This window comes from Vibrio variabilis (assembly GCF_003263785.1).
Lineage (GTDB): Bacteria > Pseudomonadota > Gammaproteobacteria > Enterobacterales > Vibrionaceae > Vibrio > Vibrio variabilis.
On the sequence record NZ_JYJK01000084.1, the window covers coordinates 84,901 to 106,079 of the forward strand.

At 47.6% G+C, this 21,179-nt stretch carries 17 protein-coding genes and 6 pseudogenes; 10 read left to right on the forward strand and 13 right to left on the reverse strand.

Features of this window, described 5'->3' with window-relative positions:
• Positions 1-146 precede the first annotated feature (146 nt).
• Positions 147-707 carry a YSC84-related protein gene (locus TZ48_RS14455; protein ID WP_239670884.1) on the reverse strand — a complete coding sequence of 187 codons (561 nt, stop codon included), beginning with the start codon at positions 705-707 and terminating at the stop codon, positions 147-149.
• Positions 708-872: 165 nt separating this feature from the next.
• Between TZ48_RS14455 and mtgA the strand changes: the two genes are divergently transcribed.
• Positions 873-1,550 carry a monofunctional biosynthetic peptidoglycan transglycosylase gene (mtgA, locus tag TZ48_RS14460; RefSeq protein WP_239670885.1) on the forward strand — a complete coding sequence of 226 codons (678 nt, stop codon included), beginning with the start codon at positions 873-875 and terminating at the stop codon, positions 1,548-1,550.
• Positions 1,551-1,695: 145 nt separating this feature from the next.
• On the opposite strand, the gene TZ48_RS14465 is transcribed toward mtgA, so the two are convergent.
• Positions 1,696-2,907, reverse strand: a complete 1,212-nt coding sequence (locus TZ48_RS14465) for a multidrug effflux MFS transporter (RefSeq protein ID WP_112479667.1) — start codon at positions 2,905-2,907, stop codon at positions 1,696-1,698.
• A 90-nt stretch (positions 2,908-2,997) separates the two neighbouring features.
• Here TZ48_RS14465 and TZ48_RS14470 point away from each other — a divergent pair, with 90 nt between their 5' ends.
• Positions 2,998-3,888 (forward strand): LysR family transcriptional regulator, encoded by an 891-nt coding sequence (locus TZ48_RS14470; protein ID WP_112479668.1) that lies wholly within the window; start codon positions 2,998-3,000, stop codon positions 3,886-3,888.
• A 59-nt stretch (positions 3,889-3,947) separates the two neighbouring features.
• Here TZ48_RS14470 and TZ48_RS14475 read toward each other — a convergent pair whose 3' ends face one another.
• On the reverse strand, positions 3,948-4,184 hold the full coding sequence (locus tag TZ48_RS14475; protein WP_112479669.1) for a hypothetical protein: 237 nt from the start codon (positions 4,182-4,184) through the stop codon (positions 3,948-3,950).
• Between the two features lie 204 nt (positions 4,185-4,388).
• Here TZ48_RS14475 and TZ48_RS14480 point away from each other — a divergent pair, with 204 nt between their 5' ends.
• Positions 4,389-4,970 carry an FMN-dependent NADH-azoreductase gene (locus TZ48_RS14480; RefSeq protein WP_112479670.1) on the forward strand — a complete coding sequence of 194 codons (582 nt, stop codon included), beginning with the start codon at positions 4,389-4,391 and terminating at the stop codon, positions 4,968-4,970.
• A gap of 88 nt (positions 4,971-5,058) precedes the next feature.
• On the opposite strand, the gene TZ48_RS14485 is transcribed toward TZ48_RS14480, so the two are convergent.
• A complete protein-coding gene (locus TZ48_RS14485) occupies positions 5,059-5,895 on the reverse strand; it encodes a hypothetical protein (protein ID WP_112479671.1) in 837 nt (278 codons plus the stop codon).
• A 163-nt stretch (positions 5,896-6,058) separates the two neighbouring features.
• Between TZ48_RS14485 and TZ48_RS14490 the strand changes: the two genes are divergently transcribed.
• From TZ48_RS14490 to TZ48_RS14510, 5 genes and pseudogenes are all read left to right on the forward strand, one after another.
• The gene (locus tag TZ48_RS14490) at positions 6,059-7,318 is read left to right on the forward strand and encodes a ferredoxin reductase family protein (RefSeq protein ID WP_239670886.1); all 1,260 of its coding nucleotides are present in this window, start codon (positions 6,059-6,061) and stop codon (positions 7,316-7,318) included.
• A 238-nt stretch (positions 7,319-7,556) separates the two neighbouring features.
• The gene (locus TZ48_RS14495) at positions 7,557-8,279 is read left to right on the forward strand and encodes an amino acid ABC transporter ATP-binding protein (protein ID WP_112479672.1); all 723 of its coding nucleotides are present in this window, start codon (positions 7,557-7,559) and stop codon (positions 8,277-8,279) included.
• Positions 8,279-9,072: pseudogene (locus TZ48_RS14500) on the forward strand (amino acid ABC transporter permease). Before TZ48_RS14495 ends, TZ48_RS14500 begins: the two are co-directional and overlap by 1 nt.
• Positions 9,073-9,113: 41 nt before the next feature.
• A complete protein-coding gene (locus TZ48_RS14505; protein ID WP_112479673.1) occupies positions 9,114-9,938 on the forward strand; it encodes a transporter substrate-binding domain-containing protein in 825 nt (274 codons plus the stop codon).
• 5 nt (positions 9,939-9,943) lie between these two features.
• Positions 9,944-10,856: pseudogene (locus tag TZ48_RS14510) on the forward strand (amino acid ABC transporter permease).
• 17 nt (positions 10,857-10,873) lie between these two features.
• Here TZ48_RS14510 and cyoE read toward each other — a convergent pair.
• The 4 genes and pseudogenes from cyoE to TZ48_RS14530 all read right to left on the reverse strand — a co-directional run bounded on the left by cyoE (position 10,874) and on the right by TZ48_RS14530 (position 14,460).
• Positions 10,874-11,789 (reverse strand): annotated as a pseudogene (gene cyoE / locus TZ48_RS14515) (heme o synthase).
• Complete coding sequence (locus TZ48_RS14520) at positions 11,786-12,949, reverse strand: COX15/CtaA family protein (RefSeq protein WP_112479674.1); 1,164 nt, start codon at positions 12,947-12,949, stop codon at positions 11,786-11,788. Before TZ48_RS14520 ends, cyoE begins: the two are co-directional and overlap by 4 nt.
• Before the next feature lie 68 nt (positions 12,950-13,017).
• A complete protein-coding gene (locus tag TZ48_RS14525; protein WP_239670887.1) occupies positions 13,018-13,614 on the reverse strand; it encodes a hypothetical protein in 597 nt (198 codons plus the stop codon).
• A complete protein-coding gene (locus tag TZ48_RS14530; RefSeq protein WP_162674597.1) occupies positions 13,615-14,460 on the reverse strand; it encodes an SURF1 family protein in 846 nt (281 codons plus the stop codon).
• Here TZ48_RS14530 and TZ48_RS14535 point away from each other — a divergent pair.
• Positions 14,459-14,683 carry a DUF2909 family protein gene (locus TZ48_RS14535; protein WP_112479709.1) on the forward strand — a complete coding sequence of 75 codons (225 nt, stop codon included), beginning with the start codon at positions 14,459-14,461 and terminating at the stop codon, positions 14,681-14,683. The two genes, TZ48_RS14530 and TZ48_RS14535, sit on opposite strands and share 2 nt — an antisense overlap.
• Before the next feature lie 45 nt (positions 14,684-14,728).
• On the opposite strand, the gene TZ48_RS14540 is transcribed toward TZ48_RS14535, so the two are convergent.
• The 5 genes and pseudogenes from TZ48_RS14540 to TZ48_RS14560 all read right to left on the reverse strand — a co-directional run bounded on the left by TZ48_RS14540 (position 14,729) and on the right by TZ48_RS14560 (position 20,166).
• Positions 14,729-15,610 (reverse strand): cytochrome c oxidase subunit 3, encoded by an 882-nt coding sequence (locus TZ48_RS14540; protein ID WP_112479676.1) that lies wholly within the window; start codon positions 15,608-15,610, stop codon positions 14,729-14,731.
• On the reverse strand, positions 15,603-16,235 hold the full coding sequence (locus tag TZ48_RS14545) for a cytochrome c oxidase assembly protein (protein ID WP_112479677.1): 633 nt from the start codon (positions 16,233-16,235) through the stop codon (positions 15,603-15,605). Before TZ48_RS14545 ends, TZ48_RS14540 begins: the two co-directional genes overlap by 8 nt.
• Positions 16,236-16,247: 12 nt before the next feature.
• Positions 16,248-17,834 (reverse strand): annotated as a pseudogene (gene ctaD, locus TZ48_RS14550) (cytochrome c oxidase subunit I).
• Between the two features lie 53 nt (positions 17,835-17,887).
• Positions 17,888-19,056 (reverse strand): annotated as a pseudogene (gene coxB, locus TZ48_RS14555) (cytochrome c oxidase subunit II).
• A 495-nt stretch (positions 19,057-19,551) separates the two neighbouring features.
• Positions 19,552-20,166 carry a fumarylacetoacetate hydrolase family protein gene (locus TZ48_RS14560; protein WP_112479678.1) on the reverse strand — a complete coding sequence of 205 codons (615 nt, stop codon included), beginning with the start codon at positions 20,164-20,166 and terminating at the stop codon, positions 19,552-19,554.
• Between the two features lie 234 nt (positions 20,167-20,400).
• On the opposite strand from TZ48_RS14560, the pseudogene hutC reads away from it, so the two are divergent.
• Positions 20,401-21,110 (forward strand): annotated as a pseudogene (gene hutC / locus TZ48_RS14565) (histidine utilization repressor).
• The last annotated feature ends 69 nt before the right edge of the window (positions 21,111-21,179 follow it).

Consider the following 21,179-nt stretch of genomic DNA (forward strand, 5'->3'; position numbering starts at 1 on the left):
TTTAATCTCTAATCATAAAGCCGCTTCCCATCAAAGAAAGCGGCGCAAGCAACCTAGGTTTAACTAGTTCGCGTCGTAATTGTTGTTTGGAGCAAACGAGAAACCCTGACCACCAATCGATGCCTCATACATTAGACCGCCCTTGGTCATAGTAAACACCGCCATTCCATTGATGTAAGTCGCCTGGCTTTGCTTATCCCCGCTTGTGCACCTGCACCAGTAGAGCCCGCTTGCGCACTCGCGCCTAGTGTCAGCGCCACAGCAGAAGCTTGCGCACCAAATTCAAAGCTGCCGCTGGTGAATGCGTAATAATCCGCCTTGCTCTCAAAGAAAATAATTTCGCTGTAAGCTTGGGCTCCAAGTTGCAATCCAATGCTTAGCTGCGCCAATGTTGAATCCCCCACATGCACACCTTGCTTGTAGACTTGCCCTTCACCATAGGAACCGCCAATACCAAAGCCACCCTTGCCGACGGTCGGGAATACCGCGTAGCCGTAAGCGTTCTCAAAAAACGGTAAGGTGGCAGGGGCTTGTTTAAACTTATTGAGTGTCGCCTCATATTTACTACTTGATTCAGTACTCTCAGAGCTGACTTCTTTACTTGTCTCTTGTGCTTTTACGTCTGAGCCCGTTTCTTCGGCTGCAAATGCGCTAGGGGAAAGTGCCAAACAGGCAGCAAGAAAATAGGGCGTGGCCTTTACTAACATTTTGTTTTCCTTGTTTAGGGTCGGTATTACGTCAAAGCTAAACTGAATTTTTAGACGACATACCTTACGGTTAGTTCAACTCAGCGCCACAAATTGACATCACCCTTTTGCACCCAACAAGAATCAGCTCTACACTAGTCAATAGCCTGGGAGATTCATAACATAATGAAAACTATGATAAAGAAGCTATTTATCAATATCACCTGCATTCTGCTTGGCGTACCGCTGCTATTGGTGATTTTCTTTAAGTTTATTAATCCGCCTATTTGGGGATGGAAGATTGCCCGAACTCTGTCGCCCCCGGAGGGGTATCCCACACAAGTCCATCAGCAATGGGCGTCACTAGAAACTATCTCACCAAATATGCCTAAAGCAGTCATAGCATCCGAAGACCAACGATTTCCCGATCACCACGGAATCGATGTTGTTGCTCTGTGGAGTGTCATTTCAAACAGCGGTGCTGATGGTCCGAGTCGTGGGGCAAGTACCATTACTCAGCAAACCGCTAAAAACGTGTTCTTATTTCCGAGTCAAACGTACATACGAAAGGCCTATGAACTGTATATCGCGCTTTTGTTAGAAGTAATTTGGGGCAAGGCGCGTATTATGGAGGTGTACCTTAATGTCATTGAGTTCGGCCCTGGGATCTATGGCGTTGAGGCCGCTAGTCAGAAGTTTTTCAAAGTACCGTCGTCTCAATTAACCGCGATTCAGGCAGCACAGCTTGCGGTTGTACTACCAAACCCTTATCGAATTCGCCCTACCCCGATGTCTGATTACGTAAACAGACGAACACACTGGGTAGTGACACAAATGAACAACTTAGGGCAGCTTACGCTCTAATGGTTCAATCGCTGACTTGAGCAAAGACCAGCAACGCTTCGTGAAATAGGCGTTCTTTAGTAAACAAGCTCTGTCGCATAGAAGTTCTGTAGCATAGAAGTTTTGCAGCATAGAAGCTCTATGGAATAAAAACGCAGCGAAAAAGTTAGTTGTCTACAGGTGTAACGCTGTCTCCAAAACGTCGAACCTGGCTCATCAGCAATACGACTGCCATTAATAACGCAGACATAACATAGAAGCGCCCCAATGCCACTTGATTGGTCACCCAGTACTCCACTAAAAATCCACCAAACACGCCCGCAATCACCATTTGTATCGATCCTGAAAGCGCCGAAACCGAACCAGCTTGAGTCTTATGTGGCTCAAGTAACAGAGCAATAGAGATTGGAAACGACAGTCCTTGGGCAATCGTCAGCACAGTGAATGCGAGGAGTAGATTGAACACTGTCATCTCTACCATTAGCAGCCAAAGTCCCGCCATTGCTGACAATACAATCGCTAGGAATAAAATCCAGCTGTTTGAAAAGTAACGGTTTAATATATTGAGCGAGACACTACCCATCATTAAGCCGGCCGATGGGATGATCATAATCGATCCATATTCTGCTGCGGTCAGCCCCAGTTCGTGCTGCATTAGAAACGGAAACAAGCTAAGCGATACCACAGCAGTAAGGTAACTGATCCAATTATAGCTCGCACTTCCAATAACTTGAGGGTTTACAATCAATTTGGCGTACGTCTGCATGACCTGTTTAGGTTTAAAGGCACGTGGGGCATAGGGCAAGGTTTCTGGCAGGATAAACCAGCCCAAAGTAAAGATTGCCACCAAGTACACCAGCACAAAGACAAATACCGCTTCCCAGTCCAAATGAAATGCAATCCAACCGCCAAACACTGGGGCAATAATCGGCATCACCGACGCCGTTACCGAGATGTAAGACAAAGCTTTGGTGAGCTGCTTACCGTCATAACTATCACGCAGCACACTCCGCCCAAGCACCGAAGCACTTCCTGCACCTAAGCCTTGCAATAGCCTGCCAAATTCAAGTACGGCAAAGTGATCACTAAATACGATACACAGCAAGGTACCCAGCAAATAAACACCTTGTCCCAAGATGAAGACTGGGCGTCGACCGATAGCATCTGACAAAGGCCCGTAGAAGAGTTGTGACAGACCAAATCCAACCAAAAACAAAGTCACTAGCATTTGAACGTCGGCATGACCAACCGCAAGTGACTCACTAATTAGAGGCAGTGAAGGCAGGTAAATACTTACGCCAACTTGACCCGTTGCGATGATCATCATCGCGAGCAACATTGGCGTTTTATTGAATGATTTTGGCTTTGTTTTATTCATACACACATTCTATATTGCGTATGAATCATTGATAATACACCATAAAGGAAACAGAATGCGTCCCGTTAGGAAATAATTAAGAGGCTGAATATGGACTGGATATCGTGTATCAACACTTACATTCGAGTGGTCGAAGAGGGAAGTTTCAACGGCGCAGCTCGCCGCCTCAACACCACCAGCTCAGCCATCAGCAAACGCGTCCATTGGCTTGAAGAACGCATTGGCGTGCAACTACTCAAGCGCACGACTCGCTCAGTGACACAAACCGAAGCGGGTGCCCTTTTCTATCAACGTGCCAAAGACTCGCTTGACCGGTTTCAGTCCATTATCGACGAAACTCGCTCCGTCAATGAGACCCCTGCGGGACTGCTAAAAATCGGTGCCACCATTGCCGTTGGGTCGAAATTCCTAGTTCAGTATCTCAACGATTTCCTCATCCAATATCCCGACATTCGCATCCAGCTCACCACGACAGTTCCCGGCGCGATGCCCGACAGCAACTTGGATGTGTTTATCAGCCGTGAGCTCGACACGCTGAATGCTCTGAGCATTAAACAAACCCCACTGTTTGAGCAGAGAATTGGTTTTTATGCCGCCCCTTCTTACATTGCTAAGTTTGGTGAGCCACAAACGGTTGAATCACTCAAGCAGCACAATATTTTGATTTGGGGAGAGCGCCCTCAACGAGAATACAAAATTTCCAAAAATCAGCGCATCATGCTTTCTGGAAACTTTGCGACCACCAATCCCGAGGCGCTGTTTTACGCAGCCAAAAGCGGCATGGGCGTGCTGATTAGCAATGACATCATGATCAAAGAAGATGTCAAAACTGGTGCCTTGATTCGCATACTGCCAGAGATCCAAGCCATGGACTCCACAGTCTACGCCTACTACCCAAAACTCGACTACGACCACACGCGTACCAAGCTATTTCTTGATTACATAAAAATGCGTCTCGCACAGTCGAACGAGGAGTCGTAATCCATTCCGTCAAAACAGGTTTTAAAGCGTCCCACGCCGCTGCATTGCACTAAAATCAGTCACACTGCACGAGTGAAGTGCATCTTCACCTTAGTAAGAAATGACTCAATGCTATATATCGCAACAAACAAACAGGAGAAAAACCACAGCACGTGCATCATGATCACTAACCAAGAGTTTTTCCACTCAGATGCTGTACTAACAATGGCTTGCATACCAAAAAAGTAAATCATCACTCCCAGAATTAAAGCCAAGCTCAAGAACATCGCGGTAATCAATGGAAACCATTTCGTCATGGGAACCTCCAAAAAGTAGATTTAAGTTACAAGTACTACGGGAAACCGAGCATAAATAGTGCCACTTTTTATAAGGTTATTTTGGTGTTCAAATTTTTCGAACTAGATGCTCAAACAAACGACCTTAAACGTCATCATCATAGTTATTAGACTGATTCCAAAGATTGAGAAGCAAATGTTGCTTCAGATAAAGAGGATAGTCCTATGTCGAATACACTTGTTTTAAAATCCAGCATTCTTGGTGACCATTCACAGTCAAATCAAATCATCGCGCAAGCCGTCGAGGGCAAGTCAAATGTAACAACTCGCGATCTTGCCGCTGAGCCAATTCCAGTTCTGGACATGGCCGTAGCAACCGCGCTTCGCAGCAACGGTGACGATCTATCCGACGAGCTAAAACAGATCGTTGAACTGTCTGATACCTTGATTGCTGAGCTTAAGCAGGCAGATACCGTAGTGATTGCAGCGCCAATGTATAACTTCATGATCCCAACGCAGCTTAAGAACTACTTCGACCTTATTGCTCGTGCTGGCGTCACTTTCAAATACACTGAGACCGGCCCCGTTGGCCTTATCGAAAACAAAAAAGTTATTGTGCTAACCACTCGCGGTGGCATTCACAAAGATACGCCAAGAGATAGCATGCATGACTACTTAGCGACGATTCTTGGCTTCCTAGGTATGACCGACGTTGAATTTGTTTACGCCGAAGCGCTGAACATGGGTGATGAGCCAGCGGCTGAAAATAGAGCCTCCGCATTAGACGCCCTCAGCCAATTGGTGTAACGCGTCTGCCAATTACAGAAAGAATGGATTGAGAAAGTGGTGAGTTGGCCTAGTGCCACTCACCACTTTTTTCTGAACGTAACAAATATCAAAGGGTAGCGGCTTTCTTTAGCTGCATTTTCTGTTTTAGATCGCGTGCAAATTCTCGCAGCTGCCTCGCGTTATCTGCATACTGCTCATCGCCGCACGTTCTGCCATTATTAGTTATATCAGGGCTTGAATAAATCGACAGCAGTTCTGGCTCATAGCTCATAATGGTGCCCGCACCGCCGCATTGATACCCTCTCGCATAAGGTTTGAGCCTATCTTTATTTATTTCGGAAGTGTGCTGCTCTAACCTTTCATCAAGTACTTTGAACCATGAGCGATCGTCATGCCAAGCCCAAGAAAGATGGCCCAGTTCATGCTCTAACGTGTACTCATCAGCATGCTCAGACAACATAAAGAACTGGCTATTTTCATCCGGGTTAGTCGTTCCAATAGTGTCATACTCAAAATAGCCATCCTCATCGGCGAGGATCACGCCATAAAACTGATTAGGAAGCCGTTCAATGTTGTGTACCTTTTCTTCACCAACACGCTTCGCCAGTTGACGTCTAATTTGGTCGATATCAAACAATGAGGCCGAGTTAAAATCGACGGTTTCGACAGCGGCCAATGTTCGCTTCATGGGAATGCACGAGTTTTGCATTATCACATTGCTTTTACGTACTGACTTATCTAACTCCGTGTTGACCTCTTCAAGGCCATATTTATCCACCACCGTTTTGGAAACGAAGAAGAAAATGGGGGTTTCGATTACCTCTTCCATTGTGCAGTTTGGGATCTTCATTCCTGGCACATCGACTTTATAGAATAACGGGATCAAAGTAAGCGATAAGCAGCCAACAATCATGACGCTTTGAATTGAAATCAGTTTTTTCATTATTATGCACATCCATTGATATCACTCTATCCTACCCGACTGAATACGATATGGCGTATAAGCTTCGTGAAAACCCAAACTAGCTCATGAATTTACATTGATTTACTGACGCTGACGTAAAGTTACATTGCTAGGGGTAGAGTTAAAGCTCAATAGGAGCGTTATGATGAAAAAACTCTATTTAATGGTGCTCACCCTCGTACTGGCTGTCACCTTGATATGGCTTCAAGCCGAACCCTCATTGTTTACTTATGAGACCTTTATGCCATGGCGCAGCGCTCTACTGCAACTGACCGGCATTCTATCCGTATTGCTATTAACGATTACCATGCTCCTCGCGATGAGGTTACCATTGTTTGAGCGGCTCACTCGCGGCCTGGATAAGTCTTATCGTTTGCATAAATGGACGGCCATTTATGGCGTCGTCATTGGTGCCATTCACTGGTTGCTTGCCATCATCCCAAAACAGCTGGTGAGTGCAGGCTTTATGGAACGCCCACAACGTGGTGCTGGCATGCCGATCGATCCAAACTCGCTTTACGCAATCATTCAGCCACTTAGAAGCGGTGCAGAAAGCCTAGGAGAGTGGACGCTTTATCTGTTTATCGGTCTGACAGTGTTAGCATTATTTGTTCCCATTAAATACAAACTATTTAAGTGGACACACAAGCTAATGGCCATCGCTTTTGTTGCGATTGGCTACCACTCTTTGGTGCTGCTCAAACACGCTTACTGGGACAACTTAATCACACCCGTCACGGTAGTCCTTGTTGTCGCTGGTATTATCGCGGCCGTTTGGAGTCTGGTAGGCAAGATAGGTCATCGCCGCAAGCACACAGGCGTAGTGACTAGCGTTGAGTACAACAAAGAAAACCAGACTACCAAAGTTGTAGCCGCGCTCCCACATTGGCGCGGGCACAAAGCGGGACAGTTTGCGTTTGTTAAACTCGGCGATGAAGAACCTCATCCGTTCACTATTGCCTCATACGACAACCAAAGCCATCAAGTAAGCTTTCTCATCAAAGCGCTCGGAGATTTTACCGCGGAGATCCATAACCGCGTGACAGTAGGTCAAGCCGTTGAAGTAGAGGGTCCGTATGGCCAATTCGATTTCGAGGACAACAAGAAACAAGTGTGGATTGCCGGAGGTATTGGTTGCGCAGCGTTTAAGGCCAGACTCGAGCAGTTAGCAAACCAACCTAGGGGTCAAAAAGTGGTGTTTTATTACTGTACTCAAGCACCGTCACCATTACTGATACAGGAAATGAAGCTTGCGGCACAGGGCGCTAATATCGAGTTTCACCTTATCGATAATAGCTTAAGCCGTTCTTATCGATCGAGCAGATCTTGCAGCAGCACCCAGATTTGTCAGAGCACAGTATTTGGTTTTGTGGCCCTGTCGGGTTTAAGAATGCGCTACTGAGTCAGATGAAAGCGCTCAACATGCAAACAACTGCTTTCCATGCCGAGCTATTTAACTTCCGATAATCGACTAAGTAGCAGACAATCTAGAGCAGAGTAGTTACGTGATACGCTGTTGTTGTCGAAGTAGAGGCGGGGGCTGACTCGCTTACCGCCTCTCTCACATTTCAAAATCTCTGTTGTGATGAGTTATCGATATTGCTAAGGTAGTGAGAGATAACAAAAACAATGGGTTCCACGTGAACGCAGTACAATTTAACGACGTCAATAAGTGGTTCGGAGACTTTCAAGCTCTGAACTCTATCCAGCTAGAAGTCAAACAAGGCGAAATCGTCGTGATTTGCGGTCCTTCTGGCTCTGGCAAATCTACGCTGATCCGTTGTATCAACGGGTTAGAAGCCTACAACTCTGGCGATATCCAAGTACTTGGTCATGATGTGAACTCAAAGAGTATCAAACCCGGTCAAGTCGGCATGGTGTTCCAGCACTTCAACCTTTTCCCACACCTTACTGTGCTTGAAAACCTGACACTTTCTCCAATACGCACGCTTAAACTTTCCAAACAGCAAGCGGAATCTCGCGCTATGGAGATGCTTGAGCGAGTGAAAATCGCCGAACAAGCCGGCAAGTACCCCTCTCAACTTTCTGGCGGTCAGCAGCAGCGCGTTGCCATTGCCCGCTCTCTGTGCATGAAACCCGATATTCTACTTTTCGACGAGCCAACGTCAGCGCTCGATCCTGAGATGATCAGCGAAGTGCTCAACGTGATGGTTGAGCTGGCTGAAGAAGGCATGACCATGCTATGCGTCACCCACGAAATGGGCTTTGCCAAGCGAGTAGCGCACAATGTTATTTTCATGGATGAAGGGCAAATTTTAGAATCGGCGCCACCGAGTCAAATCTTCGACGCCCCTCAACATCCACGTACTAAGGCATTTTTGGACAAGATCTTAAATCACTGATGATATTCAAGATTATTAAGCCCGTACTCTCCGCCATCCTACAAATCGCTCTAGTAGCGATAGCACTAGCTTGGCTGCTCAACAGTGGTGCCGAGGCCATGGGCTATCGCTGGCAATGGGAGCGCGTGCCTGACTATCTCGCATTCTATGAAGATGGTGAATGGTGGCCAGCAGAGCTTTTAGAGGGACTAATTGTCACCATCAAACTGAGCGCTTTAGCGTTGCTGTTTACCTTACTATTCGGCCTCATTACCGCGCTGTTAAAAACCTCCAATTCGGTTGTAGGCCGCGCTATCGCCCATTCCTATGTGGAAGGCATACGAAATACGCCACTATTGGTACAAATCTATCTTCTGTATTTTGTCTTTGGCCCCATCATCGGCTCGATCGATTCTCCACAGCGGTATTTGCCTTAGCACTATTCCAGGGTGCCTACACAGCAGAAATCCTCCGAGCGGGTCTAAATAGTGTTCCCAAAGGTCAGTTCGAAGCCTGCCGCTCTATAGGTCTATCTCGTTTTTATACCTACTATGACGTGATACTGCCGCAAGTGGTGCGACGCACACTGCCGCCGCTGACCAACGAAGTCGTCTCGCTAATTAAGAACTCATCCATCGTCAGTGTGATGGCAATTTTCGACCTCACCACTGAAGGAAGGAACATCGTGGCTGAAACCGCGATGCCATTTGAAATTTGGTTTACTGTTGCCGCGATTTACCTCGTGTTAACGCTCACCTTGTCTGGTTTCTCTGCCTGGCTTGAATATCGTTTAAGTCAAGAGAAGCGGTCATAACTCTCTATGCTAACCATGATTTACTAACAAGGAGTCACCCCATGAAAAGGACACTCAAACATCTAGTAAAAGCAGCCAGTACCGTCGCAATTGGCCTTGCGGTCTCTTTTGGCGCCGCAGCCAGCGAGACACCTAATCTCGATAAGATAAACGAACGCGGCACATTGCGTGTCGGAATGTCAACGTTTGTACCTTGGGCCATGCGTGACAAACAGGGCGAACTTATTGGCTTCGAAATCGATGTAGCAAAACGACTCGCTGAAGACGCAGGTTGGAAAGTTGAGTTTGTACCTACCGCGTGGGATGGCATCATCCCTGCTCTGCTTTCTCAAAAATTCGACGTTATCATCGGCGGTATGTCTGTTACGCCAGAGCGCTCAAAGAGCGTGTTGTTTACCACACCTTACTCACACTCAGGTGTTCAAGTCGCGGCAAGCAAAGCATTGGCTGGTGATTTTTCTAAGATTGAAGACTTTGACTCACGCCGCGTAAAAATCGCGGCTCGCCGCGGCGCATTCACCGTACAAGTGGCTCGTGAAACCTTCCCTAAAGCGAAAGTTCTGCAGTTTGACGACGACGCCCAAGCGTTCCAAGAAGTACTGAACGGTAACGCCCACGCCGTTATCGCCTCAAGTCCAAAACCTGAACATGAAGCGGTTAAACATGCTGACGCGTTATTTATTCCGTTTAGCGAGCGTCTCTCTAAAGGAAACGAAGCTTTCGCTGTACGTCTAGGTGAAGAAGATAAAAAAGCCTTCTTCGACAAGTGGATCCAAGCAAGAACCGATGATGGTTGGCTAAAAGAGCGCTATGAATACTGGTTCTCTACCCTAGATTGGCAAGACCAAATCGCTGGCGGACAATAATTACAATGAGCAACACCAACTCAATCAAATTGAACTCCAAGGATAAACACCCATCACCAGCAAGGCGATGGAGTCCTACCTTACTGGATGGCGTATTGCTGCTCGCTGTGGTGGGACTCGTTGCCTGGCTGGCGTACCGTTCATCCATTGGAATCAACTATCACTGGCGCTGGAGTCAGGCGTTTGAGTTGGTGTTCAACCCGACCGCAAACGGAGGGTTACCTTATTTTGTCCAAGGCATCATTGCCACACTGAGACTCAGTGTGTGGGGTTTGGTGCTTGCCGTAACGTTAGGCACCTTACTCGGCCTAGCGAAACACTCAGCGATGGCAGTATTTAGCATCCCCGCTAACCTATTTATCCAGTTGGTTCGCAATATTCCGCCGCTGGTGTTCATCTTTATTTTTTACTTTTTCATTTCGAATCAGTTGATCCCATTACTCGGGCTCAGTGATGTGCTTCGTGGCTATAGCGGTGAGGTCTCGGGTTGGCAGGCGTTTTTTGTTTGGTCCTAGCTCGCTATGGGAGAACCTACTTTCTGGCGTTATCTGCATCGGTCTTCTGTCGTCGGCTTATGTGGCGGAAATCATTCGCGCCGGCCTGGCTTCTATCCCAAAAGGACAATGGGAGGCGGGTCAGTCGTTAGGCTTGTCGACCTGGCACCAATACAAAGATGTCATTGCGCCACAAGTGCTAACAGCTGTGGCTCCAGCACTGGCAGGGCAAGCGATTTCTCTTGTTAAAGATACCTCTATCGTCTCGTTAATCTCCATACAAGAAATGACCTTTGTCGGCACTGAGATGGCTAACTCTTCCGGGCTTATTTTTGAAATCTGGCTCATTGTTGGCTTATGCTATTTCTTACTTTGCCTTGCGCTATCCCTACTGTTTCGACGCTTTGAAAGCCAGCAGAGATAGGCTCAACAAGTCAATACCTAGACTGGCATGTAGTGGTCAACAAGCAGTAGAACGAACAGCACCATCAAATGAATGATAGAGAACTTAAAGGTCTCCATCGCGGTTTTCTCCGTGGCCGCGACTTTAAGCTTCCATGCATAGTAGATAAACCCAGCACTCAAGAAGGTTGAGCCTGCCAAATAGACCAACCCCGTCATCCCAACCAGAGCTGGCATCAAGCACACTAGCGCCAACAAAATTGTATACAGCAAGATAGAAGTTTTGGTGTATTCCACCCCATGTGTTACCGGCAGCATTGGAATGTCAGCTTGGCGTAGTCATCTTTTCGATGTATCGCTAGTGCCAAAAATGTGGCGGCGTCCAGATGAAGATGATCATCACCAACAGCCACGCATTGGCATGCAGCTCTCCCGTCACTGCCGTCCAGCCCAATAGCGGCGGCATGGCACCCGCTATACCCGCGATAACGATATTTTGCGGCGTTGCTCGCTTCAAATACAAGGTATACACCACCGCATAACCAAGCAAACTTGCAAATGTTAGCCAAGCCGTTAACCAATTCACGCCAAGTGCCAACACTGCAAAGCCTGCTATGCCTATGCCACTGGCAAACGTCATGACCTTGCCTGCACTTAGGTCACCAGATGGTAAGGGGCGTTTATGGGTACGCGCCATTATGGCGTCGATACGGCGATCAATCAGGTGGTTAAACGCGGCTGCAGAACCCGCCATCAATGCAATACCGGCTAAACCCAAGATACTGGCTTGCACCGGTAACGCACCAGGCACTGCAAGACACATCCCGACTAGGGCGGTTAAAATCATCAAGGCGACTACTTTGGGTTTTGTTAACGTCAGATAAACGCGCCAGTTGATTACGGGTTTGGAGGCCGAGTTTACCTCACGGTTGCTGATTATCGTCGTTTTACTCATAGAGAACTCTCCTTGTCTCCAGACACCTTGAGGGCAGCAACTTGGCTGTTGGCTTCAACAATGGTCAATGTCGGTTTTTCGATTCGCACGTAGCGCGCGCTATGCAATACGTAGTTGGTGTGAATAAGCGATAGCAGTAAAAAGGCCGCGCCAAGGTTGTGTAACACAGCCACAGGCAGCGGAAGGTGGAACACAACGTTGCTAAGTCCCAACAGCAGTTGGACTGTCAAAAGCGCGGCTAACGTCACCCCCACTTTTTCTATCGCTGGATGTGGATAGCGCCATAAGCGGAATGCCAACAGACCGACCACAAGCGCAACGACAATCGCACCGATTCGATGAGTCACGTGAATCGTCATCCTTGCCGGATACTCAAGTACGCCAAACTCATAATCATCAAAGCCAAAATGAACCGGTGTAAAGGCGGTTTTGAAATCCAAGTACTGTGTCCAATTCCCTTCACAAATTGGCAGCGCGGTACACACCACCGCAGCATAATTCGACGACGTCCATCCACCCAACATGATCTGCAACACCGTGACAAACAGAGCAACCAACGCGAATACTTTCAGACGTGAACTGACCAGCGTCGGCAATGTTTGCCTTGCTGGCTTATCGACAACTTTGGGCTCAAATGCCTTATCAGCGTTGGAGGCTTCATCGGCACTGTTGGCACGGCGAACTTCAACCCTAGGCCTTAGCTTTAGGTAGGTAAAAAACAGCAAAGAGAACATGGTAAAGCCACCGAGCAGGTGCCCCATCACTACGATCGGCATGAGTTTGAGCGTCACCGTCCACATACCCAGTGCCGCTTGAAACACAATCACTAGTGACAGAGAGATTGGCAGCGCGATGCCTAGTTCCCTGCGCTTCTTTGATAAACCAATAGCGGTTATCGCAAACACCATTAACCCTAAGCCGCCCGCTAAATATCGATGGATCATCTCTAACCACGCTTTATAAGGCTCAACGGCTCTTTCTGGATACAGCGTATTCGCGACTTCCACTGCGACCTTTGAGCTGGGAACGGTCAATTGTCCATAGCAGCCAGGCCAGTCCGGACAACCTAATCCCGCATCGGCCAATCGTGTATACGCGCCCATGGCAATCACGATGACCGTAAACACCAATGAAGCTCTGACTAAGTTGATCAATCCCATAGCGACTCCTTGCTGTGACTATCGACTTACTACATATCAATTACTAAGAATGTGTGCTTTTCATGCGTCTAACCAACTCGTGATAACTTCAGTAACTTTCTCAAATCAGAGAGCAGCCCTTTACTGTGTGCGACTTGCTTATCTTCTGAGGTAGGTGTGAAATACATCACTAGTTGACCAAGGGTGTCGGCAATCAAATAGCCTTGTTCTGGAACCACGTCCGTAAAGGCCGCATTGACCGTCACCACGCTGAGAGATTCTGGTAACTCTGGCAATACCTGTTCTGGCAACACATACACCACAGGTGTCACACGTTCCTTATATTTGCCTAATGCCAAATAAGTTTGCCCCATGATGTACAGGCGGTTGATACACGCATCATTGCAATCCGCGGGTAACATAAATCCAAGTTGCCAGCTCTTCGTTTGCAGTGGGTTAACCAAATCAAGAGACTCAAACGTCACTCTTGGCTCAACGAGCGTGCCATGATTCGTGACCCCAGATTCATACCAATGGTTACTCAAAATGGCTTTGGCGATGATAAAGGGCAATGCAAAAAACACGATGAGCGCCAATAGTGTTAGGCGGCCGCGTCTCACTGAAGACGCAGTCGGTGTAGCGTCTGATGATACTGTTCTCGTTGTCTCTACTTTACTGCTCATCATCTAACCTCGTTTGTTCGTCGGTCGTGCTATGTGTTTTTCATGCTTTGAAGCCAACTTTCTCTTCGGCTGCACACTTTTCTTTGGTTGAAAACAGCTGCGCCAAAATGCGACTAAGACAACGACTGCAAACACCGCTGCCATAGTGAACCACTGAAACGAATAGCCAAAATGTTTGGCTGAGTTCATTGATACCGGTTTCCAAGGATGAGGATAGGCCGTCAACGTATCCGTTGGCTGAACCACCCAAGCCGACAGCTCAGCACCAACAAGTTCACTAATCTTCGCTGTATTAAGGTGCTGAATTCGATATTGCTGAGTTGAATCTGAGTCAAAACGCTCGGTGTGAAGCTCTGATCCCAAAGGACTGTCCATTTTTTTATATAAGCGCCCACTGAACGCCACCGGCTCCAATAAAGTGGAAACACTAGGAAGAGTTTGACGATCTAAACCACCCGCCACAAAACCGAGTTCCACTAGGTAACGCTGATTTGCCTTCTCAGTGTCGCGCATCAAATGCAACACCAAGTAACCGACTTTGCCATCAAAGGTTTGGTTATCGAGAAAGAACAAAACAGGCTCGGGAGTTAAGTGAGCGCTCACTGGCAGTGCAATCCAACGTTGATAGTTATGATCACCGTGGTGAGCCAACGGCAAGTCGAGAGAGGATAAAGCGACCGGAGGCTGCTCACTTCGTAAAGCAAGCGACTGTTCTAAAGCCACTTTTTCATTGCCACGCTGCTTTTGCCACAGTCCCAATTTGACCAATGATGAAAACACAACCACAGTTAATACCAACCCCACCCAAAACTTCGCGGTTTGGTAAAAGCGAACATGAGGAGTATCCATGTCACCCACACTGTTGTTTAAGATTGCTTTAGTACTGCTGTTACTCTTCATCATCTTTAACTTAGCGCTTGCCCTAATTCGAATGGTGCGCGACGACCCTTCTTCCGAAAAACCAATGAGTTATTATCTTGGCCGCCGTGTTCTGTTTTCCGCGATTGTCATTATTGTTCTCATCATCGCGCTTCAAAGTGGTTTCTTAACGCCTAACCCCCGACCTTATTAGTGAGTCATTACTACCCCAGCGCTTTATGCCGCTGGGGCTCAGCCTTTACAATACGTAGACAAACACAAACAAACACAGCCATACCACATCCACAAAGTGCCAATACCAGCTTCCTGCTTGGAAACCAAAATGGTCTTTCGGTGTGAAGTGGTCTTTGGCGATTCGGAACAGCAATACAATCAAGAAAACGGTTCCGATAAACACGTGCAATCCGTGAAAGCCGGTGAGCATAAAGAAGGTGTTACCATAGATACCGGACTGAAGTGTTAGCCCCATATCTTGATAGGCGTGAGCATACTCAACGGCTTGGAAATACAAGAAAAATACGGCAAGCACTATGGTTAGCTCAAGCCAAACAATGAGCGCTGTACGGCGGTTTTTCTCTAGGCTGACATGAGCCATATGAAGCGTGATAGAAGACAGCAGCAAGATCACGGTGTTTTGCAGTGGCAGCCCTTGCCAAGGCATTGCTTGAGTGGTTGTCCCATCTGGCGTGAGCGTTAAAGGCCAAATCGCTTCGAAAGCTGGCCACAAAACTTCGTGAGTCATCACATTGTTGTCAGCGCCAGCGAGCCAAGGAACTGAAATCATTCGCGCGTAAAACAGTGCGCCAAAAAACGCGCCGAAGAACATCACCTCAGAGAAAATAAACCAGCTCATGCCTTGCTTGAATGAGCGTGAGAGTTGGTCTGAATAGAGCCCGGACATAGACTCTGAGATCACATTGCTCATCCATCCAGAAAACATATAAATCAGTACAGCAACACCAAGCGCCAGCACAACGCCACCAATGACACTCCCTGCCCCGCCAGTATCAAGGTTTTGGACGGTCAGCCCTGCGCCGACGGCGACAAGAAACAGCGCCACAGCCCCAACAATGGGCCAACTACTCTGCGCCGGAACATAATAAGTTTGAGCTTTACTCATAGCTTATCTCCGATGTTGGAAATTCGAGTGCGCGACTACTACTACCGACCTGTGCACGAGAGATCTCGAGAACGGCACCGTCGGTAGCGGCGCTGCTCGTGATGTTATACAAGGTGTAAGAAAGAGTCAGGGTGTGGATTGACTCTGGAATGTCAGGCTCAATGTAGAAGATCAACGGCATTTCCGCCTTACCCTTACCTTCTAATGGTTGATGGTTAAAACAAAAACATTCAATTTTATTAAAATAGGTGGCCCCAGTGCCCGGAGACACTGACGGTACAGCCTGACCAATAAGTGATTGATTAGATTGATTGTACGCAAAGTAGGCTGTCTGAATCACTTCGCCCGGATGAACATCCAAGGACATTTTTTCTGGTTTAAATGCCCAGGGCATATCCGGATTGACATGCGCCATAAACTCAACGCGAATCGTGCGCGTGATGTCCGCTCGCATACCAATGGGTTGTACCGCTGATTCTGTATTGGTTTTGCCGTTAATGCCCAACGCTTCACACATAATGTCGTAAAGAGGCACCAAAGCGAAACCAAAGCCAAACATCGCCACAACGGCCACACCCAGCCACCCTACGAGTTTGCGGTTTGATTTTCTGGTTTCGCTATCCATAGCAACCTACCTTTAGTCGATCTTAGGTGGTGTGGTGAAGGTATGGTGTGGCGCTGGGCTTGGTACTGTCCACTCTAAGCCTTCTGCGCGCTCCCAAGGTTTAGCCTCGCTTTGTCGCCTCCTTTGATGCACTTAATGACCAACCAAAGGAAAATAAGCTGGGACAGTCCAAACGCAAAGCCGCCGATAGAGACAATTTGGTTTACATCGGCAAACTGAATCGCGTAGTCCGGAATACGGCGCGGCATCCCCGCAAGACCCAAGAAGTGCATCGGGAAGAACAGCACGTTCACCGAAATGACCGAACACCAGAAATGCCACAGACTCAACTTGTGGTCATACATATTGCCGGTCCATTTCGGTAACCAGTAGTAAGCCGCAGCCATAATCGAGAACACGGCGCCCGACACCAACACATAATGGAAATGCGCCACCACAAAGTAGGTATCGTGATACTGGAAGTCCGCCGGCACAATCGCCAACATCAGCCCTGAGAATCCGCCTATCGTGAATAGCACAATAAAGGCGATGGCAAACAACATCGGCGTTTCAAAGGTGAGCGCGCCGCGCCACATGGTCGCCACCCAGTTAAACACTTTCACGCCTGTCGGCACGGCTATCAGCATGGTGCAGTACATAAAGAACAGCTCAGCAAACACCGGCATGCCTGTAGTAAACATGTGGTGTGCCCACACGAGGAACGACAACAACGCGATACTACACGTTGCGTAAACCATGGAGTGGTAACCGAATAGCTTTTTACCACTAAACGCAGGGACAATGGCTGAGATAATGCCAAAGGATGGCAGGATCATGATGTACACTTCTGGGTGCCCAAAGAACCAGAAAATATGCTGGAACATCACAGGATCACCACCACCCGCCGCGTCAAAGAAGCTGGTTCCAAAGTACTTATCGGTCAATACCATGGTCACCGCCCCGCCAACACGGGCATAACAGCAATAAGTAGGAAAGCTGTTATGAGCCAAGTCCAAACAAACAAAGGCATTTTCATTAATGTCATGCCTGGCGCGCGCATGTTGAAAATAGTGACGATGACATTGATTGCCCCATAATGGAGCTGATACCCATGATGTGTACCGAGAATACAAACAACGCAGTACTGTCCGGGGCGTAGGTGGTGGAAAGCGGCGCGTAAAATGTCCAGCCGAAGTTCGGACCTCCGCCGGGCATAAAAAGTGACGCAATGAGTATCAGAAACGCGAACGGTAAAATCCAGAAACTCAAGTTATTCATTCGTGGCAAAGCCATATCTGGCGCGCCAATCATCAAGGGTACCATCCAGTTTGCCAATCCCGTAAACGCTGGCATAACCGCACCGAACACCATGATCAAACCATGAACTGTGGTCATTTGGTTGAAAAAGTTCGGTTCGACCAACTGCAGTCCTGGTTGGAACAGTTCGGCTCGGATGACCATGGCCATCGCGCCGCCGGTTAAGAACATAATAAAGCTAAACCACAGGTAGAGGGTGCCGATGTCTTTGTGACTGGTGGAGTATACCCAGCGCTGCCAACCTGATGGCGCGTGATCATGATGATCGTCTTCGATGACTGCCGTGCTGTTTGCTCGGCTCATGTCCGCATCAGTCACCGCCGATGCTTTCACTTTTTCCATTGGATCCGTTTTCATCATAACTCCTTGGAGCTTGGCTCCGCTTCCTGAGTTTTGTAGCTGTTGATATCCGATGCCTGAACCACATCGCCGGTATTGTTACCCCAAGCATTGCGTTGGTAAGTAATCACGGCAGCGATTTCTTTGTCGGTTAACTGATTGGCGAACGACTGCATGGCGGTTCCAGCCACACCATCAACGATTTTACTTATATGGATATCGACAGGTCCGGTCGTGGCCACTTCGGCTCCTGCAATTGCAGGGAAAGCGCCGGGCAGTCCCTGACCATTGGCCTGATGGCACACGGCACATCGAGATGCATACACGGCTTCGCCTGTAGTCAGCAGCTCTTCAATTGATAAGGTGGCATCGAGCGCCTTGGCAGCCTCTGCTTTGGCAAGTGCCATCTCTTCTTTTTTGCCCGTCAGCCAAACGTCGTAATCATCTTGAGCCATGGCTTGAACCACTATCGGCATGAAACCATGTGCTTTACCGCAAAGTTCTGCACACTGGCCACGATAAACACCGGGCTCATCAATTTTTGTCCAAGCTTCATTAATAAAACCCGGAATCGTATCTTTTTTGACGGCAAACGCCGGTACCCACCACGAGTGAATTACGTCATCAGAGGTCATTAGGAAACGGATCTTTTTACCGATTGGCACGACAAGCGGGTTGTCTACTTCAAGCAGGTAATGCGCCCCTTTTTCTTCAACACCATCAATTTGCTGTTGTGACGTGGACATTAGCGAGAAGAATTCAACATCTTCGCCAAAGTAGCGTAATGCCATTTCCACTGTGAGCCAGTAATTTTGATGGTGATGTCTGACTGGGATGTGTCTTCCATCGCAACCAAAGTCTTGGTTGCCGGAATCGCCATCAATACGAGGATAATGACGGGAATAACAGTCCAAACCACTTCCACCTTGGTGCTTTCGTGAAAGTTAGCGGCTACCGCGCCTTTGGACTTGCGATGCTTGAAAATCGAGTAGAACATCACCCCAAACACCACCGCTGCGATAGCACAGCAGATGTAGAAAATGAGCATATGTAGGTCATACACTTGGTTACTGATACCAGTAACCCCGCGAGTCAAGTTGTACTTGCTCGACTCCGCGAAGAGAGGTTGGCTGACGAGCGCAGTCGCCAAACCAGTTCCAATGTGAACGGTCAGCAATCTCTTCAAAAGATTTCTCCTTTGCCTAGCCACGTCTATCCTGACGTGGTTCCCCTATGACTTATGCCAAGCACGTCTGGAAAGTGATCAAACCTTCCAGGATGGGACAAGTCCGTAATCAAAACCCAACAAGCTGTGATTCGACGACGATAAACGAAGACCAACTAGGTTTTTCGACTCTTACATGAGTCCAAAAAGTAAAGCCAAACTACACAAGTAAACGGTCAAAACTGCTCACTGACCACTTACTTATTGAGTCCGGTATCAGTTAAATACAACTAGAAACAATTTGTTATATTTTTGTTAACTAAATGCTAGTAACGGATTTCCAGATCCGCAAGAAGAAAAATAGTCAGTGCATTTTTGTGAAGGAAGCTGAGGTGGCGAGTATGAAGTTTTTGACAAATTACGATTTTAGAATCTACGCAATCTAAAGATAAACTGGAGACCGTGGGCAACCTATCTCCAGTAATGATATTTACAAGAAATGAAGCTTAAAGGTAGTTAAATAGCCAACCACTCTACTTCAATGATCGCTTTACCTTGGTGCTTGATGCGGCCGAGGAATCGATCACCCTCAACAATTTCGCCCACGCCTTGTGGTGTGCCTGTCATGATGATGTCGCCGTCTTCGAGCTGGGTGTAGGTACTAAGCTCACTCAGAATAACGTCCGGTTTGTAGAGCATTTGCGTCGTTGAGCCAAGCTGCATTCGCATGCTGTTGATAAACAACTCAACTTCTAGCTCATCGATATTCATATCGTCTAGCGGTACAAAACGGCTGAACTTTGCAGCATGATTAAACGCTTTGGCGCGCTCCCAAGGTAATCCCTTTGATTTTAAAGCCGACTGCAAGCCACGTTTGGTAAGGTCTAGCCCAAAGCCGACAGCATAGAGCTGTTGGTCGCGGACAAGAAAACAGATTTCCGCTTCATAGTGCAGCGGTTCATCAAGGAAGGAATGTAGCTCGGTCGCTATGCTCGAATTCGGTTTGTTGAACACCACCATGTTCTCGGGAACTTCATTGCCTAGTTCACGGATGTGCTCAACGTAGTTTCGGCCAACGCATAGAATTTTCGAGGGATAAAACGTTTCATCACCAACTACAACCGATTTCATTACTCTTCCTTGCCCATTCCTTTGTAATCGAACTCGCCATTTTACCCGAAGTTAAGTGACAGACTGATGATTTCGCTGAGAAAATATCAAACTTGAGGTCAAGATCTGCTTTTGCTCTGAGTTAAACCAAACAAGCACAAACCCGCAAAAATAGGGATAAATGATGTGATGCCTTGCATTTTCATACAAATTCAATGACCATTTGTATATTCAAATAAATGGAATTAGTGATTGATGTCCCAAGAGCCGCTATACATTCAGATCAAACAGTATATTGAAGACCGAATAGACCAAGGAGTTTGGCCAGTCGGTGAGCGAATCTCCACCGAAATGGAGCTAACGGAGCAATTTGCGGTGAGCCGCATGACCGTCAATAAGGCGATTCGCGATCTTGTTGGTGAAGGAAAACTTGAGCGTCGCCCACGACTGGGCACCTTTGTGACCAGCCCAGCAGAAAAAGCCCAGTCCCCCTTCTTGATACTCGCAACATCGCCAAAGAAGTGGCCGCTCGCGGTAAACAGTATTCAAGTGAAGTGGTTCGACATGAAGCAACCAAAGCGGATCAGTTGATTGCGACTAAGCTTGGGGTGATGCTTGGCAGTGCTGTCTACTACAGCGAAATTCTCCATAAAGAAAACGACAAGCCAATCCAATTAGAATGTCGTTGGGTTAACGCCAAATACGCACCGAAATACCACCAGCAAGATTTTACTCAAACCACACCCAACGAGTATTTAACCGCTAACTGCCCAATGACGGCCGTTGAGCATACCGTGGAGGCGATTACGTGTGGTGAACACATCGCCCGCTTACTAGAGATGGCCGCCACTGAGCCATGCCTATTGCTCCATCGTCGAACCTGGAGTGAAGACAAGCTCATCAGTACCGCACTGCTGTATCATCCGGGTAGTCGATATCAGCTCAGTTCAAAAGTAGAGTTATAACCTCTCTATTTTCGTCTTTTAACACAACCATACTGATTGACGAGCCGTCTTGGATCGTCATTCTTGCAC